This window comes from Roseovarius sp. MBR-154 (assembly GCF_053628595.1).
On sequence record NZ_JBRJGR010000021.1, the window covers coordinates 13979 to 29520 of the forward strand.

The following is a 15542-nucleotide window of genomic DNA, read 5'->3' on the forward strand; positions in this document are numbered from 1 at the left end:
AGATGATCGAGAAACGACAGTTCTATATCGACGGCGCATGGACAGATCCAATGGCGGGGCGCGACCATCACGTCATTGACCCCTCTACGGAAGAGCCCTGCGCGGTGATCGCGCTCGGAGGTGAGGCCGATACCGATGCCGCCGTCGCCGCCGCGCGCGCCGCCCTGCCGGGCTGGATGGCCACCCCGGTGGCCGAGCGTATTGCCCATGTCGAGAAGATCCTCGAGGTCTACAAGAGCCGCAGCGAGGATCTCGCACAGGCGATCAGCATGGAAATGGGCGCGCCCATCGACATGGCCCGCCAGAGCCAAGTCGGCGCGGGTGTCTGGCACATCACCAATTTCCTCAAGGCCGCGCGCGAGTTCGAATTCGAGGCACCGCTGGGCGATCACGCCCCCAATGACCGTATCATCCACGAGGCGGTCGGCGTGGTAGGCATGATCACGCCGTGGAACTGGCCGATGAACCAGGTCACGCTCAAGGTCATTGCCGGGCTGGTGGCGGGCTGCACCATGGTGCTGAAGCCAAGCGAGGAATCGCCGCTCAACGCCGTGGTCTTCGCCGAGATCATCCACGAGGCCGGACTGCCCAAGGGCGTCTTCAACCTCGTCAACGGCGACGGCGCAGGCGTCGGCAGCCAGCTTTCGGCGCATCCGGATATCGACATGATCAGCTTTACCGGCTCCGCGCGGGCGGGCAAGCTGATCGCGAAATCCGCCGCCGACACGCTCAAGCGCGTCAGCCTTGAGTTGGGCGGCAAGGGCGCCAACCTGATCTTTGCCGATGCCGACGAGAAGGCGGTTAAGCGCGGCGTCATCCACTGCATGAACAACACCGGCCAGTCCTGCAACGCCCCCACCCGCATGCTGGTCCAGCGCGACCGCTACGACAGCGCCGTGGAAGAGGCTGCCGAGGTCGCCGCATCGCTCACCGTTGGCCCAGCCAGCGAGGAAGGCCGCCATATCGGCCCCGTGGTCAATGAGGTGCAGTTCAACAAGATCCAGGACCTGATCCAGAAAGGCATCGACGAGGGCGCGCGCCTTGTTGCCGGGGGCACCGGGCGGCCCGAGGGGTTCAACAAGGGCTTTTACGTGCGCCCCACGGTCTTTGCCGATGTCACCAACGACATGACCATCGCGCGCGAGGAAATCTTTGGCCCGGTGTTGTCGATCATTCCGTTCGACACCGAGGAAGACGGTCTGCGGATCGCAAACGACACGCCCTATGGCCTGACCAACTATGTCCAGACCAGCGACGCGGCGCGCGCCAACCGGCTTGCGCGCGGCCTGCGTTCCGGCATGGTCGAGATGAACGGCCAGTCGCGCGGCGCGGGCTCGCCGTTCGGCGGCATGAAGCAGTCAGGCTATGGCCGCGAAGGCGGTGTCTGGGGCATCGAGGATTTCCTCGAGGTCAAGGCGGTCTCGGGCTGGACCCCGGACGCCTGAGCCGGTGGCGGGGCGCGCGTTTGTCCTGCATCTGACGCGCGCCGCGGCGCGCCGTGACAATGCCCGCGCGGTGTTGGCGGGCTGCGGGATGGACGGCGATATCTGGCCTGCCGTCGACGGGGGCGCGCTATCCTCGACCGATCTCGCCGCCTGCGTGGGCGCGCAGCTTTTCGCGCCCGCCTATCCCTTCGGTCTCAGCGCAGGCGAGATCGGCTGTTTTCTCAGCCACCGCCAGATCTGGGCCGAGATCGTCCGCCGCGACCTCGACTTCGGCCTGATCCTTGAGGATGACGCGGCCCTCGCGCCCGACCTTTATGAAAACGCCCTGCGTCTCGCCCTCGCGAGTATCGACACGCTCGGGCTGATCCAGTTTCAGACCCGGCCCCACGCGGGACCTGCCACGCTGGTCGATACGGTCGGGCCGTGCGTGCTCTGCGTGCCGCAACAGACCGGGCTGCGCAGCACCGCGCAGATGGTCAGCTGGGAGGCCGCCGATCACCTGCTGCGCCTGACCGAGAGTTTCGACCGCCCCGTAGATACCTTAGTGCAAAGCCATTGGCATACCGGGTTGCGCCCGGCGGCGATCCACCCCTCGGGTATCAGCGCTATCGCCGACAGGCTTAATGGGTCCACCATTCAGGGCGGCGCGCGCGGCGTGCCGGAAAAACTGAGCCGCGAATGGGTGCGCTTTCGCTATCGCCGGGGCGTCACCCGCGCCTCACGCACCAGCGCCGCGCCGGTGCAAGGCGGGCTCGCGTGATTTACGCGCGACTTTTCGGGGGCCTGGGCAACCAGCTCTTTCAATACGCCGCCGGACGTGCGCTGGCCGATCACCTCGGCTGCGATCTGGCGCTGGACCGGCGGTCTCTAAACGCTGCGCAGAGCAAGGCATTGGACCATTTCGCTGATGCGCGCCACGTCTCGCCCGGTCACCTGCCACCTGCCAAATCCGATGGGCTGCTGCGCTACGTACTCTGGCGGGCCTTTGGACGCCATCCGCGCTTTCACCGTGAGAAAACCCTTGGTTTCGATCCGAATTTCTTCGAGTTGCCCGGCGACACCTACCTGCACGGCTACTGGCAATCTGAACGCTATTTCGCCGGTATCGTCGACCGGCTGCGCGCCGACCTGACCTTCACCGGCCCGCTCGATACTGCCAATACCGCGATGGCCGCCCGCATCGACGCGGCCGCCTGCCCCGTCTCGCTGCATGTGCGGCGCGGCGATTACCTGGCCTCGAGCAGCTATGCGCCCTGCCCGCCCGAGTACTACCGTCAGGCCATCGCTGAGCTCCGTGCGGCGCTGCCCGCCCCGCTCACCTGTTTCATCTTCTCCAACGATCCCGGCTGGGCGCGCGACACTCTCGATCTCGGGGTCGACCGGGTGGTGGTGGATATCAACGACACGGCGCGCGGGGCGTTCGACCTGCACCTGATGTCGCACTGCGCCCATCACGTGATCGCCAATTCGACCTTCTCGTGGTGGGGGGCATGGCTCAACCCCGATCCGGGCAAGCAGGTCATCGCACCGAGAAACTGGTTCGGCACGCCCAAGCTCTCGAACCCCGACCTTGTGCCCGAGGGCTGGCTGCGGCTCTGATTTCGCGACTTCAGCCTGCCTCGAAAACCCGCTAAACCAATACCATGACCGCCCCCCTGCCCCTCAGCCGCGCGCGGTTCCTCCCCGAGACGGTCCACAAGCGCGATATCTTCTCCGAGACGATCTCGGGGCATCTGGACGGGCATGCCGACCTGCCCGTAGTGCTGCGCAAACTCGATGGCGTGCCGCGCTATGCCCGGCCGATTGCAAGGTGGCTCGCCCGCCGCGAAGCGCGCGGCTTGCGCGCGGTGCAGGGCATCGAGGGGTGCCCGCTGTTGATCCGCGCGGATCGCAACGGGGTGGTGCGCACATGGACCGACGGCACGCCGCTGCACCTCGCCCGGCCCGGCGATCCTGCTTGGTATCGCGACGCCAAGCGCCTCCTGCGCCAGATGCGCCGTGCGGGCGTCACCCATAACGATATCGCCAAGCCGCAGAACTGGCTCTGCACGCCCGACGGGCGCGCGGCGGTGATCGACTTTCAACTGGCCTCGACGCATCGGCGGCGCGGCGCGCTCTTTCGCCTGATGGCGCGCGAGGACCTGCGCCATCTCTTGAAACAAAAACGTGCCTATGCGCCGCACCTGCTGACACCTGCCGAGCACCGGATGCTGGCGCACAAGGCGTGGCCCGCGCGGATTTGGATGGCGACCGGCAAGCGGGTCTACAATTTCATCACCCGGCGGCTGATGCACTGGTCCGATGGCGAGGGCACCGGGGACGGGGTCACGCGCGACGGCGCGGCTTTGCGCGCGGCGCTTCTGGCGAGCGGGCGCGTCAGGGATGTGGTGCTCTGCACCTTCGCACGGCCTGCGGGGGGTGTGGGGCTCTATGCCTTTGTCGAAACCACCCTGGACGCCGCAACCCTGCGCCACCTCGCGCCTGCGCCCAAGCCGGACCTGATCCAGCCGGTCGCCGCCCTGCCCCGCCATCCGGGTGGCCCGCCGCGCATGGATGCGCTCACCCTGATTGCGGAGAACCGCTGGACGCCTTGCAGGCGCTGATGGCGCATGAACCCGATCTCGCCCGCGTGCTGCGCCCCATCGTGGCGGAGCGGCGCAACCTGACGGACAGACACCGCCAGACTTAGGGGATCGCAGGTTTGGAAAGTACAGCTACCCAAAAATATTAGAATTAATTCCTTTTGGTTAGCTGGGCTGATAATTATAACAAAACTCATAGCCATCCAATCGCCCCGGGGGACATGTGACCACCACGCCCGACACCTTGCGCGTCACCGTGCAGCGCGGCACCGCAGCGGCGCTGCGCCGGGAAACCTTCGACGTGCCGGCCTATGAAAATCAGACCGTTCTGGACGTGGTGACCTGGATCCAACAGATGGCCGACCCGACGCTGAGCTACCGCTTTGCCTGTCGGGTGGGGATGTGCGGCTCCTGTGCGATGATGGTCAACGGCGTGCCGCGCTGGACCTGCCGGACGCATGTCAAGAAGGTTGCCGCTGACGGTGAGCTTGACATCGCGCCCCTGCGTAACCTGCCGATAATAAAAGATCTTGCCGCCGACATGGACCCGTTTTTCGACAAATGGGTGGCCGCCGAGGCGCGCCTGCATCCCTCTGCCGGGCGCGGGGATGAGTTCGATCCGGTCACGTCGCAAGAGCCCGCCCGCGCCGAGGCTGATCTGGGCATCGAGTGCATCAACTGCGGCATCTGCTATGCGGCCTGCGATACGGTGGCGGGCAATCCCGATTACCTTGGACCGGCGGCGCTGCAACGGGCCTGGACCCTCCTGAACGACAGCCGCGACGCGGACGCGCAGGGTATTCTGGCGGCGGTCTCGGGCAAGGGCGGGTGCCACAATTGCCACTCGATGGGCAGTTGCGCGCAGTATTGTCCCAATGATCTCAACCCGATGCGGGCGATTGCGGGGCTCAAGCGCGAGACGGTGCGCGCCGCGTGGGGGCGCAAGCGCGATGCTTGATTTGCGGCTCTACATGGCGCAACGGCTGAGCGCGCTGGTGATGGTGCCCTTCGTTCTGGGCCATATCGCGGTGATGATTTACGCCATTCAAGGCGGGCTCAGCACCGCCGAAATCCTTGGCCGCACCCAAGGCAGCCTGCTGTGGTTCCTGTTCTACGGCAGCTTCGTGATCGCCGTCTCAATCCATGCGGCCATCGGTCTGCGGGTGATCGCGCATGAATGGGGCGGGCTGCGGGGGCGGGTGCTAAATTGGCTGATGTGGGGCATCGGCGCATGTCTGTTTTACGTCGGTATTCTGGCGGTATTCGCGGTGTCTCTGCCATGAAGACCCCGCCCCGCTCTCACCCCCTCTGGTTCGCCTTCCTGTTGCACCGCCTTTCGGGGCTGGCGCTGGCGCTGTTCCTGCCGGTGCATCTGTGGCTCTTGTCCCAAGCGGTCACGTCGCCCGCCACGCTAGACGGCTTCCTCGCCTTCGCCGACCACCCGCTGGTGAAGCTTGCCGAATTTGGCCTCGTCTTCCTGCTCGCCGTCCATATGGCCGGTGGCCTGCGCCTCTTGGCGCTCGAATTTCTGCCCTGGTCGGACCGGCACAAGACCTATGCCGCCGCCGCCATCGGCGCGGCGCTGTTCCTGTCCGGCACATTTTTTCTGAGGGCGATCTGATGGCGCATATCGACCGGCACGACACCGATATTCTGATCATCGGCACCGGCGGCGCGGGACTCTTCGCGGCGCTCCACGCGCAACAATCCGCGCCCGAGGGCACGCGCATCACCATCGCCGTCAAGGGCCTTATTGGCAAATGCGGCTGCACGCGGATGGTGCAGGGCGGCTATAACGTGGCGCTTGGCGGCGGCGACACGGTCGAGCGGCATTTCATGGACACGATTCAAGGCGGCAAATGGCTGCCCAACCAGGACATGGCATGGAAGCTGTGCGAACAGGCGGTGGTGCGCATCCATGAGCTGGAAAACGAGATCGGCTGCTATTTCGACCGCAACCCCGACGGCACGCTGCATCAAAAGGCATTCGCCGGGCAGACCGCTGACCGCACGGTGCACAAGGGTGACCTGACGGGTATCGAGATCATCAGCCGGTTGATGGAGCAGGTTCTGGCGCGGCCTGTCGAGAAGTTGCAGGAACACCGTGCCATCGGCCTCATTCCAACGCGCGACGGCCATGCGCTCGCGGGGGTTCTGTTCATCGACATGCGCAGCGGGGGTTTTCGCCTTGTCCGGGCCAAGACGGTGCTGATGGGCACCGGCGGCGGCCCCACGATGTACAAGTACAACACCCCCTCGGGCGACAAGACGATGGACGGGCTGGCCATGGCGCTGCGGGCGGGGCTGGAGTTGCGCGACATGGAGATGGTGCAATTCCATCCCACCGGCCTCTTGGCGGGGGATCACACGCGCATGACCGGCACCGTGCTGGAGGAGGGGTTGCGCGGCGCGGGTGGGCGGTTGCTCAACGGCGCGGAAAACCGCTTCATGTTCGACTATGACCCAAAGGGCGAGCGCGCCACGCGCGACGTGGTCAGCCGCGCGATCTATGCCGAGATGCGCAAGAACAACACCACGGACAATGGCGGCGTCTTCATCTCGATGTCCCATCTCGGCCCCGACCATGTGCGCGCCAAGTTCCCCGGCATGGTCAAACGCTGCGCCGATAGCGGTTTCGACCTCGCGGGCGGCCTGGTCGAGGTGGTGCCGACCGCGCATTACTTCATGGGCGGCGTGGTCGTGGATGCCGACACCCGCACCGCGATGGAAGGGCTTTACGTCGCCGGAGAGGACGCGGGCGGCGCGCATGGCTCCAATCGCCTCGGCGGCAATGGCGTGGCCAATTCCACCGTCTATGGCGGGGTGGCGGGCGACGTGATGGGCGCGGATATCCGCGCCATGGGCGCGCTGCGCGATCCCTGCCCCGAGGTGTTGCAGGCCGAAGTGGACCGCGCCCTGCACCCGCTCAGCCGCAAGCCGGGCCTCGTGCAGCCGATGCGCCACGCCCTGCAAGAGGCGATGTGGGAGGATGTGGGCGTGATGCGCAATGCTCCCGGCATGGAGCGCGGGCTGACCCGTGTTGGCGAGATTTCCAAGGAGCTGATGGAGGTCGGCGTCGCGGGCGATGACCTCGCCTTCAACCTCACCTGGCATGACTGGCTGAATCTGCGCTCGCTTTGTGATATATCCCAAGCGATCACGCTGGCGGCCCTTGCCCGCGAAAATTCTCGCGGGGCGCATTACCGCGAGGATTTCCCCGAGACGGGCGATCTGGATGCGTCCTATTTCACCGTGGTCACGCAAACCAGCGAGGCGCTGGATGTCCGCCGCGACCCGGTTCAATTCACCCTCGTGCGCCCGGGCGAGACGATCCTGCCCGAGGACGCACCGGAAACACTGGTGGCAGCACAATGATACCGATTGACGTGATAGAACGCACCGCCGGGACGCTGATGGACAAGGCGGCGATCGAGATCCCCGACGACTACCTGACCGGGCTGCAACACGCCGCCGAGACCGAGGACGGGGATCTGTCGTCCTTCGTCCTGCAAGCGATGCTGGAGAATTACAAGGCCGCCAAGGAGGATCGGCGCGCGATGTGCGGCGATACCGGCTGTCCGCGCTGGTATGTCAAGATGGGCAACGAGACGCAGATCGAAGGCGGTCCGGTGGCGCTTGAGGCCGCCCTTCGCCGCGCCACGGCGCAGGCGACCGATGGCGTGCCGCTGCGGCCCAATCGGGTGCATCCGCTCTGGCGCACCGATCACAATAACAATGTCGGCATCGGCGCGCCCGAGATCGAATATGGCTATGAGCCGGGGGGCGAGTGGATCGACCTCATCACCGTCCACAAGGGCGGCCTCTTTGGCACCGATTACCGGATGCTGTTCCCGTCGGACGGGATCGAGGGGATCAAGCGGTTCTATCTCGACAGCCTCGTGGCCTTTGGCAAGCGCGGGCTGGCCTGTCAGCCGGCGATCATCGGCATTGGCCTCGGTGGGTCCAAGGATACCTGCATGGTGCTGGGCAAGCGCGCCGCCTGCCTGCGCGTGGTGGGCAGCGAGAACCCCGACCCCAGGATCGCGGCGCTGGAGCAGGAGTTCAAGGATCTGGGCAACTCCATCGGCATGGGCGCGATGGGCTTTGTCGGCAAGAACATGGTCGTCGATTGCAACATCGAGGTGGGCTATTGCCATACCGGGGGCATGCAGATGTCGGTGCATGCCTTTTGCCTGTCGTCGCGGCGCGCGGTGGCGCGGGTCTATCCCGATGGCCGGGTGGAATACCGCACCGATCCCGACTGGTTCACCCCCTATCAGCGGCGCGAGACGGTTGAGTGGCCGGGCAGCGCGCAGGAGGCCGCCGAATGACCAAACCCCGTGAAATCCGGCTGAGCACCACGCCGACGCCCGAGGCGCTGGCCGAGTTGCAACTTGGCGATATCGTCTATCTCGACGGGCTGCTCTACACCGCGCGCGAGGGGGTTTATAAGCGCGCGCTGGAGGAGCAGGCCAATATCCCGATGGAACTGCCAAGCGAAAGCGCGGCGAATTTCCATTGCTCGCCTGCCGCCGCGATCCGGTCTGACGGCAGTTTCGACATGGGGGCGGTGACGGCGACGGCCTCGTTCCGCTTTGCCAAATGGCTGCCGGAATGGATGGAAAAGACCGGCGCGCGGCTGATCATCGGCAAGGGCGGCATGTCGTCGAAGGACTACAAGGAATATTTCGTGCCCAATGGGGCGATTTACCTCTCGACGGTGGGTTACGGGACCGGCGCGTTGCTCGGGCGCGGGATCGAGAAGGTCGAGGCAGTGCATTGGCGCGACGAGTTGGGCCTCGCGCAGGCGATGTGGGTCATTCGCTGCAAAAAGATGGGACCGTTCATCGTGGCCTCGGATCTCGACGGCAATTGCCTCTTCGAGCGTGAGAATGCCAAGATCGTGCAAAACCTCGACCGGGTCTACGAAGGCACCCGCCCGGCGACGCTCAAGCGCTATGGTGAAACCGATGACCGCTCGGACGAGGTGATCGGCTAAAGCGACTTCAGAAAAAGTTGATAGACTTTTTCGGTTCGAAATCGCGCAAAATCTTTAGCGCGGAGCCAACCGTTCAGCCGCCGCAAATCCCTTGCAACCGCAGCCAGTCGCCGTCGCTCAGAATCTGTGGCGGCGGCTCTGCGCCGCGCGCGAAGGGATCGGCCTCGATCAGGCCGAGAACCGTCTCGCCGGTGATGTCGCGGGCATAGGCATAGGGCCGCGCGCGCAGCTGCCAATGGGCGAAACCATCGAGCATCGCCGCGTCCGGCGGGGGCGCGGTCGGCGTTGTCAGCAGCCTCTCGGCATGGGCACGCAGGGTTTCCTCGGTCAGTTGGCCTGTCGCCAGCAAACGCAGGCTTGCCATCGGCCCGGCATCGGCCAGAAGCCGGCCGAGCGGGTCGCGGGCCTCGGCACGCAGATAGGCGGCGATGATATAACCGGCGACAACGTCGGGCTCGTCGTGATCCTCGACCAGATCGGCGTTGATCATCACCGTGCCGCCGGGCAGGCGCAGGGTCTCTTCCACGCCGTTGCGCACCACCATGAACCGCACCTCCCCGTCGCGCGGCGGCAGGCGACGCGCAAGGGCGGCGAGCGCGGCATTGCCCCCGGGGGCACGGCAGGCCGGGCCTGTCGCGCGCTGCAAATGGGCGATGAGCGCCTGCCCGATCTCGGCCCGCTTGACCTCGGGGACCACGCGCAGCGCATGGTCCCGCGCGGCACCCGGCAGCCAGACAAGCGCCAGCAGGATCACCGCCGACACGCTGGCCAGCACGCCATAGAGCCGCACCCGTCCGGGGCGCGGCCGTTGCCGGGCGATGGCGTTGCGCAGGGTTTCAATGGCGGCGATCATGTCGGTCTCGTCCTCGGGCAGTTCCAGCGTCTCGCCGGGGTCGCCATCGGGGTGGTAGATCGCTGGTCTCTGCCCCGGATTGGCCCGCGCAATGGCGGCGATCGACCAATGCGCCTGCACCCGCTCGCGCATATCCGTCATGGTCAACGTCGCCTCGCCCACCGACACGATCACGTCGATGCGCTGCGCCTCCGCATCGGCGCGCCACAGGCCCGCCGCTTCGAGCCGCTGGTATTTGCTGAGTGCCGTTTTCGCCATATGTGGGGCTGCCCTGCCTCGTTAAAACAAGTGATAGCACGGTTGCGCACAGAGCGGCAATCGCTCGACGCGGCCCGCCCGAGAGATTACAACGGCAGCGACTGCTGCACATGAGGACCAAGATGAGAATCGCCACCGCCGCCTACCCGCTCGACGCCCTGACACGCTGGGCCGACTATGCCGCCAAGATCACCGACTGGGTTGCCGATGCTGCGGGCCAAGGCGCTGATCTGGCGGTCTTTCCCGAATACGGCGCGATGGAACTGGCGATGCTCGACGGGCCGGAGGCGGCGGGCGATCTGGAGCGGTCGCTGCATGCGGTCTCGAACCGGATCGCGGATGTGGACGATCTGCACAGCACCTTGGCCGCCAAGCACGGGCTGCATATCCTTGCCGCCTCGGCCCCGGTGTTCGATCCTGATCTCGGCGCGCGCCCGGTCAACCGCGCGCGGCTGTTCACGCCCTCGGGCGGCTGCGGCGTGCAGGACAAGCAGATCATGACCCGGTTCGAGCGTGAAGAGTGGGACGTGGTGCCCGGCGGGCCGCTGCGCCTGTTCGACACGAGCCTCGGCAAGATCGGCATCCTGATCTGTTATGACTGTGAATTCCCCCTTCTGGGTCGCGCCCTGCAGGACGCGGACATGATCCTCGTGCCCTCCTGCACCGAGGCGCTGACGGGATATTGGCGGGTGCGCATCGGCGCGATGGCGCGCGCGCTCGAACTGCAATGCGTCACCGTCATGTCCTCGACCGTGGGCGATGCGGGATGGTCGCCGGCGGTGGATGAAAATACCGGCATGGGCGGCATCTTCGGCCCGCCCGACAGGGGCTTTCCGCCGACCGGCGTCATTGCCGAAGGCACGCTCAACCGCCCCGGCTGGACGCTGGCCGAAGTGGACCTTGCGCGTGTCGCGCATGTCCGCGACGACGGCGTCGTGCTCAACCGCCGCCACTGGGCCGAACAGGCGGGCCGCGACATGCAGGTCACATCTATGCCGCTCGGGTGATTATGCCCTTGAAAAAAACGTGAAACAGGCCCATTTACTAGCGCGTTCCGCAAGAATGGCGGAATGCCAAAGCAAGGAGAGACCATGGCCAAGGAAGACACGCTCGAATTCCCCGGTGTCGTCAAGGAACTCCTGCCGAATGCGACATTCAGGGTCGAGCTTGAGAACGGCCATGAGATCATCGCACATACGGCAGGCAAGATGCGCAAGAACCGCATCCGCGTTCTGGCAGGCGACAAGGTGCAGGTTGAGATGACCCCCTATGATCTGACCAAGGGTCGGATCAACTACCGCTTCAAGTAAGCGTCTGATTTTTCATGCGTTTCATTCTCGGATCGGGTAGCCCGCGCCGCAGGGATCTGTTGGCGCAGATCGGCGTCGTGGCGGATGACATCCGCCCGCCCGAGATCGACGAAACCCCCGCCAAGGGGGAATTGCCCCGCCCCTACTGCGCCCGCATGGCGCGGGAAAAGGCGGGGGCGGTCCCGGCGGAGGAGAACGATATCGTGCTCGCCGCCGATACCACTGTGGCGCTGGGCCGCCGTATTCTCGGCAAGCCCGAGTCGGCGGCAGAGGCCGCCGCGTTCCTGCTTGCCCTCTCGGGCCGTCGTCACCGGGTGATCACCGCCGTCGCGGTGCGACGCGGTGCACATATCTGGGAACGTGACGTGGTCACCGCCGTGCGGATGAAGCGCCTCTCGGACGAGGAACTCAACGCCTATCTCGCCAGCAATGATTGGCAGGGCAAGGCGGGCGGCTATGGCATCCAAGGCCCCGCCGGGGCGCTGATCCCGTGGATATCAGGCTCGTTCACCGCCGTGGTCGGCCTGCCTTTGGCCGAGACCGCCGGGCTCTTGCAAGCCGCCGGCTATCCGCTCTGGAAGGACACCCAATGACCGGTCGCACCATTGCCCTCGATCATATCAATGGGTCCGAGGCCGCCGCCCTTATGGTGGAGGGCAGGCTCGATGATCTCTTGATCGATTCGGACCAGCCGCGCCCCGGTGCCATCTACCGCGCCATTGCCGACCGGCCCGTAAAAGGGCAAGGCGGCATGTTCCTGCGCACCCCCGATGGCTCGGCGTTCTTGCGGCAGATCAAGGGGCTCGCCCCCGGTCAGCCGCTGCTGGTGCAGGTCACCGGCTACGCGGAACCGGGCAAGGCCCTGCCGGTGACGACGAAACTCCTCTTCAAGAGCCGCTATGCCATTGTCACGCCGGAGGCCCCGGGACTGAACGTGTCGCGGTCGATCAAGGATGACGATCTGCGCGACAGGCTGTTGCAGATCGCGCATGCGGAAATGGGCGAGAGCGACATGGGCCTGATCCTGCGCTCGGCCTGCGCCAAGGGGGACGCGGATGAGATTGCCGAGGACATTCGCGCCATGCAGGATCTGGCCCGCGCGGTGCTGACCGATGCCGCCGGGCGCGAGCCTGAAAAGCTGACCGAAGGCGACGGCCCGCATGCCCTCGCCTGGCGGGACTGGGCAGAGCCCTCGGAGGTGATCACCGATCCGGGGTGTTTTGCCTTGCTCGGCGTGCTCGACCAGGTCGATATGCTGCGCGGCGCACAGGTGCCGCTGCCCGGTGGGGCCTCGTATTTCATCGAGCCGACCCGGGCGCTCGTCGCGGTGGATGTGAATACCGGCGGAGATGCCGGCCCCGCAGCCGGGCTCAAGGCCAATCTTGCCATGGCCCGCGACCTGCCCCGGCAATTGCGCCTGCGCGGCCTCGGAGGGCAGATCACGCTCGACCTGGCACCGATGCCCAAGAAGGACCGCCGCACATTCGAGACCACCCTGCGCGCCGCCTTTCGCAAGGACGCGACCGAAACCGCCCTTGCGGGATGGACGCCGCTGGGCCATTTTGAGCTGCAACGCAAACGCGACCGCCTGCCGCTGACTGACATGCTGACATGACCTGCCCGATCTGCAAGAAACCCACCGATACAAGCTATCGCCCGTTCTGCTCGAAACGCTGCGCCGATGTCGATCTGGGCAAGTGGTTCAGCGGCGATTATGCCGTGCCCTCCACCGAGCCCGAGGATGTCGAGGCAGCCCTGGACGCCGCAGAAAAAGACCCGCAAAAACCCCATTGATTTTTGCGCATACCCTCTGGACACCCCGCCCGGCCTCGCCTAAGACACGCTCACCCGAAGGCCCCGCCTTCTCCCGTGCCCGGGTAGCTCAGGGGTAGAGCAGTGGATTGAAAATCCTCGTGTCGGTGGTTCGATTCCGCCCCCGGGCACCACTTCGCTATATTCACTTTCTGATTCCGCTAACATCTTGAAGAAAAAGGTTGTTTTTGCGGTTCGAATTCCGCGTTTTCGACCGTATGGAAGGCGTTTTGGATCACCCGCGTGCTTCGCGACGTTGGCCCGTGGCAGAAAGGGCATGATCGGCGGCGTGAAGGTTTTTTGGTACTTCACAGGGACACGGCGCTAATTTTTGTCGTTCGGCGTGGAACATATCGCAGCGGACATAGTCTAACAGAGGAGCCCGCAAGAAAAGCATCCTGCAAGATGAAAGGAGGGCATCCGCCTTGGACACGATTTACTGCGGTCCGGCTCCTTTGCCTGTTGAACTTTGGGCGAGATGGAATCTTGACCCGGGTCTTCTTGTTGCGCTGGCGGTTCTGGCATTTCTGGTGCGCCGCGAGCCGACGGGTCGTCTTGCGGTGGCCGTGATGATTGTCGCCTTCGTCTCGCCGTTATGCGCGCTCTCCTCCGCGCTGTTCTCGGCGCGGGTGGTTCATCATGTGCTCCTTGTCGCGGTCGCAGCACCGCTTCTGGCATGGGCGTGGCCTGCGGCAAAATCCGACCGCGTCTGGTTATCTTTCGCGGTTTCGACCCTGACGCTCTGGGCTTGGCATCATCCGGTGGCCTATGATCACGCTCTTGCGAATGTGGCTGTCTACTGGTTGATGCAAATCACGCTACTGGGCAGCGCTCTTTGGTTCTGGAGAGCGGTTTTTGCCGCCAGGGAAGTACCCTTCCTGCAACTTGTCGTAATCGTCGCGGCCTTCGCGCAAATGGGGATGCTGGGTGCCGTGCTTACCTTCGCCCCACATGCGCTCTATGCCGCGCACGCATTGGCGCCATTTGATTGGGGGCTGACACCGCTTGCGGATCAGCAGCTTGGCGGCCTGATCATGTGGGTGCCCGCGGGTATTCCCTACGCTGTCGTTGCCGCCCTGATGGCCCGGCAGAGCTGGTCGCGTCTGAGGGACTTGTCAGCGTGCTAGAATGGTTTCTCTCAACGATTCCGATCTTCAAGGTCGTGCACATCGCGGCCCTGCTGATCTGGTGCGGCGGGCTTCTGGTGCTTCCGCTGATGCTGTCGCAGCAGACTCCGGCTGTCTCGGCGCAAGACTACGTCACGATTCGCCGGATGACGCATGTCATCTACACCGTTTGCGTGACTCCGGCCGCGGTGATTGCCGTGATCGCGGGCACCTGGCTGATCTTCATGCGTGAGGTCTTTGTACCCTGGTTCTACGCCAAGCTCGCCTTTGTCGGCCTGCTTGTCGCTGTCCATGCCTGGCTGGGTCATTCCCTCGCCGATTCCTCTGAAGAGCCCAATGAACACCGACCGGCAAACCCCGTTCTGTTAATCTCGGCGGGTCTCGTACCAGTTCTTGCAATCCTGGTCCTCGTACTTTCCAAGCCGGACCTGACTTGGATCGAGTTTCCCGAATGGTTGCTTGCGCCACGCGACGGTCAGTTGCCTTTTGACGTTCCTAGTCGATAATCGAAGACGAGCTTGCCGCCGTGCCACCCTGTGAACATCACCATCAATACGCTCAGGCCCGACAGGAGAATGCCGTAGGGCAGGACGGCCGCTTCGTAACCGCCGAGGCGATGGCCCCAGTTCGCGCCAAGGATCGCCAACAGCGTCACCGCGATGATGAAATGGGTCCAGGCCATGGCGCGCGCGCGAATTCCTGGAACGAGCAGCAACTCCGCCGTGCCAGAAAATCCGGAGAACATCCCGAAGAGAAAGCCGGTGCCAGAGGCCCAGAGCGCGGCGCGAGCCCAGAAGCCATCCTCTGTCCACCAATAGATGAGATCTGCGCCGAACGTGCAAAAGGTGAGCGCGACCGGAAAGGCTACACTCATCGCATGGATGGGGTGCCCGAACACGGAAACCCGCGACTCTGTTTCGTCGGACTGCACAAGCTCACCGACCGGGCCGGTCGATTCTTGCTCATCGGTCTTGGTTTCATTCGCAGTCATTGTTCCTGGTCTCCTCGTGGTTACGTCATGGCCATAACTCTTTTGGCGCTTTGTGGTTGCAATGGAGACTCTTCGACTGTCGATCCGGCTGGCCCCGCAGCGCGGGCCATCGCCAGCCTGTGGTGGGTCATGTTCGCGGGGGGTGCTCTGGTTTTTGTCCTGGTC

19 protein-coding genes and 1 tRNA gene are annotated in these 15542 nt (G+C 64.9%); 18 read left to right on the forward strand and 2 right to left on the reverse strand.

Going from position 1 to position 15542, the window contains the following annotated elements:
- Positions 1 to 2 precede the first annotated feature (2 nt).
- The 10 genes from ACSSV4_RS18710 to ACSSV4_RS18755 all read left to right on the forward strand — a co-directional run bounded on the left by ACSSV4_RS18710 (position 3) and on the right by ACSSV4_RS18755 (position 9026).
- Entirely contained in the window at positions 3 to 1445 is a 1443-nt protein-coding gene (locus ACSSV4_RS18710) for an aldehyde dehydrogenase family protein (RefSeq protein WP_454276620.1), read from the forward strand.
- 4 nt (positions 1446 to 1449) lie between these two features.
- On the forward strand, positions 1450 to 2205 hold the full coding sequence (locus tag ACSSV4_RS18715) for a glycosyltransferase family 25 protein (protein WP_454276621.1): 756 nt from the start codon (positions 1450 to 1452) through the stop codon (positions 2203 to 2205).
- Entirely contained in the window at positions 2202 to 3044 is an 843-nt protein-coding gene (locus ACSSV4_RS18720; protein WP_454276622.1) for an alpha-1,2-fucosyltransferase, read from the forward strand. Before ACSSV4_RS18715 ends, ACSSV4_RS18720 begins: the two co-directional genes overlap by 4 nt.
- Before the next feature lie 44 nt (positions 3045 to 3088).
- Positions 3089 to 4048, forward strand: coding sequence for a serine/threonine protein kinase (locus ACSSV4_RS18725; RefSeq protein ID WP_454276623.1), 960 nt, complete (start codon positions 3089 to 3091; stop codon positions 4046 to 4048).
- A gap of 202 nt (positions 4049 to 4250) precedes the next feature.
- Positions 4251 to 4985, forward strand: a complete 735-nt coding sequence (locus ACSSV4_RS18730) for a succinate dehydrogenase/fumarate reductase iron-sulfur subunit (protein WP_454276624.1) — start codon at positions 4251 to 4253, stop codon at positions 4983 to 4985.
- Complete coding sequence (locus tag ACSSV4_RS18735; protein ID WP_454276625.1) at positions 4978 to 5310, forward strand: succinate dehydrogenase; 333 nt, start codon at positions 4978 to 4980, stop codon at positions 5308 to 5310. Before ACSSV4_RS18730 ends, ACSSV4_RS18735 begins: the two co-directional genes overlap by 8 nt.
- Entirely contained in the window at positions 5307 to 5648 is a 342-nt protein-coding gene (gene sdhC, locus ACSSV4_RS18740) for a succinate dehydrogenase, cytochrome b556 subunit (RefSeq protein WP_454276626.1), read from the forward strand. Before ACSSV4_RS18735 ends, sdhC begins: the two co-directional genes overlap by 4 nt.
- A complete protein-coding gene (locus ACSSV4_RS18745) occupies positions 5648 to 7402 on the forward strand; it encodes an L-aspartate oxidase (protein ID WP_454276627.1) in 1755 nt (584 codons plus the stop codon). Before sdhC ends, ACSSV4_RS18745 begins: the two co-directional genes overlap by 1 nt.
- Entirely contained in the window at positions 7399 to 8358 is a 960-nt protein-coding gene (locus tag ACSSV4_RS18750) for a fumarate hydratase (protein ID WP_454276628.1), read from the forward strand. The genes ACSSV4_RS18745 and ACSSV4_RS18750 overlap by 4 nt, the downstream gene beginning before the upstream one ends.
- The gene (locus ACSSV4_RS18755) at positions 8355 to 9026 is read left to right on the forward strand and encodes a fumarate hydratase C-terminal domain-containing protein (protein ID WP_454276629.1); all 672 of its coding nucleotides are present in this window, start codon (positions 8355 to 8357) and stop codon (positions 9024 to 9026) included. Before ACSSV4_RS18750 ends, ACSSV4_RS18755 begins: the two co-directional genes overlap by 4 nt.
- A gap of 73 nt (positions 9027 to 9099) precedes the next feature.
- Here ACSSV4_RS18755 and ACSSV4_RS18760 read toward each other — a convergent pair whose 3' ends face one another.
- Complete coding sequence (locus ACSSV4_RS18760; protein ID WP_454276630.1) at positions 9100 to 10137, reverse strand: hypothetical protein; 1038 nt, start codon at positions 10135 to 10137, stop codon at positions 9100 to 9102.
- Between the two features lie 122 nt (positions 10138 to 10259).
- Between ACSSV4_RS18760 and ACSSV4_RS18765 the strand changes: the two genes are divergently transcribed.
- The 8 genes from ACSSV4_RS18765 to ACSSV4_RS18800 all read left to right on the forward strand — a co-directional run bounded on the left by ACSSV4_RS18765 (position 10260) and on the right by ACSSV4_RS18800 (position 14892).
- On the forward strand, positions 10260 to 11144 hold the full coding sequence (locus ACSSV4_RS18765) for a carbon-nitrogen hydrolase family protein (protein WP_454276631.1): 885 nt from the start codon (positions 10260 to 10262) through the stop codon (positions 11142 to 11144).
- Positions 11145 to 11228: 84 nt separating this feature from the next.
- Positions 11229 to 11447 carry a translation initiation factor IF-1 gene (gene infA, locus ACSSV4_RS18770; protein ID WP_005978431.1) on the forward strand — a complete coding sequence of 73 codons (219 nt, stop codon included), beginning with the start codon at positions 11229 to 11231 and terminating at the stop codon, positions 11445 to 11447.
- Positions 11448 to 11461: 14 nt separating this feature from the next.
- Positions 11462 to 12040, forward strand: a complete 579-nt coding sequence (locus ACSSV4_RS18775) for a Maf family protein (protein WP_454276632.1) — start codon at positions 11462 to 11464, stop codon at positions 12038 to 12040.
- Entirely contained in the window at positions 12037 to 13062 is a 1026-nt protein-coding gene (locus ACSSV4_RS18780; protein ID WP_454276633.1) for a ribonuclease E/G, read from the forward strand. Before ACSSV4_RS18775 ends, ACSSV4_RS18780 begins: the two co-directional genes overlap by 4 nt.
- The gene (locus tag ACSSV4_RS18785; protein WP_454276634.1) at positions 13059 to 13241 is read left to right on the forward strand and encodes a DNA gyrase inhibitor YacG; all 183 of its coding nucleotides are present in this window, start codon (positions 13059 to 13061) and stop codon (positions 13239 to 13241) included. The genes ACSSV4_RS18780 and ACSSV4_RS18785 overlap by 4 nt, the downstream gene beginning before the upstream one ends.
- A gap of 77 nt (positions 13242 to 13318) precedes the next feature.
- Positions 13319 to 13393, forward strand: a tRNA-Phe gene (locus tag ACSSV4_RS18790).
- Between the two features lie 321 nt (positions 13394 to 13714).
- A complete protein-coding gene (locus ACSSV4_RS18795; RefSeq protein ID WP_454276635.1) occupies positions 13715 to 14386 on the forward strand; it encodes a cytochrome c oxidase assembly protein in 672 nt (223 codons plus the stop codon).
- Positions 14380 to 14892: a CopD family protein gene (locus ACSSV4_RS18800; protein WP_454276636.1), complete on the forward strand. Its 513-nt coding sequence runs from the start codon at positions 14380 to 14382 to the stop codon at positions 14890 to 14892. The genes ACSSV4_RS18795 and ACSSV4_RS18800 overlap by 7 nt, the downstream gene beginning before the upstream one ends.
- Here the strand turns inward: ACSSV4_RS18800 and ACSSV4_RS18805 are convergent.
- Positions 14862 to 15377 carry a DUF2231 domain-containing protein gene (locus tag ACSSV4_RS18805; protein WP_454276637.1) on the reverse strand — a complete coding sequence of 172 codons (516 nt, stop codon included), beginning with the start codon at positions 15375 to 15377 and terminating at the stop codon, positions 14862 to 14864. The genes ACSSV4_RS18800 and ACSSV4_RS18805 overlap by 31 nt on opposite strands.
- Positions 15378 to 15542 lie beyond the last annotated feature (165 nt).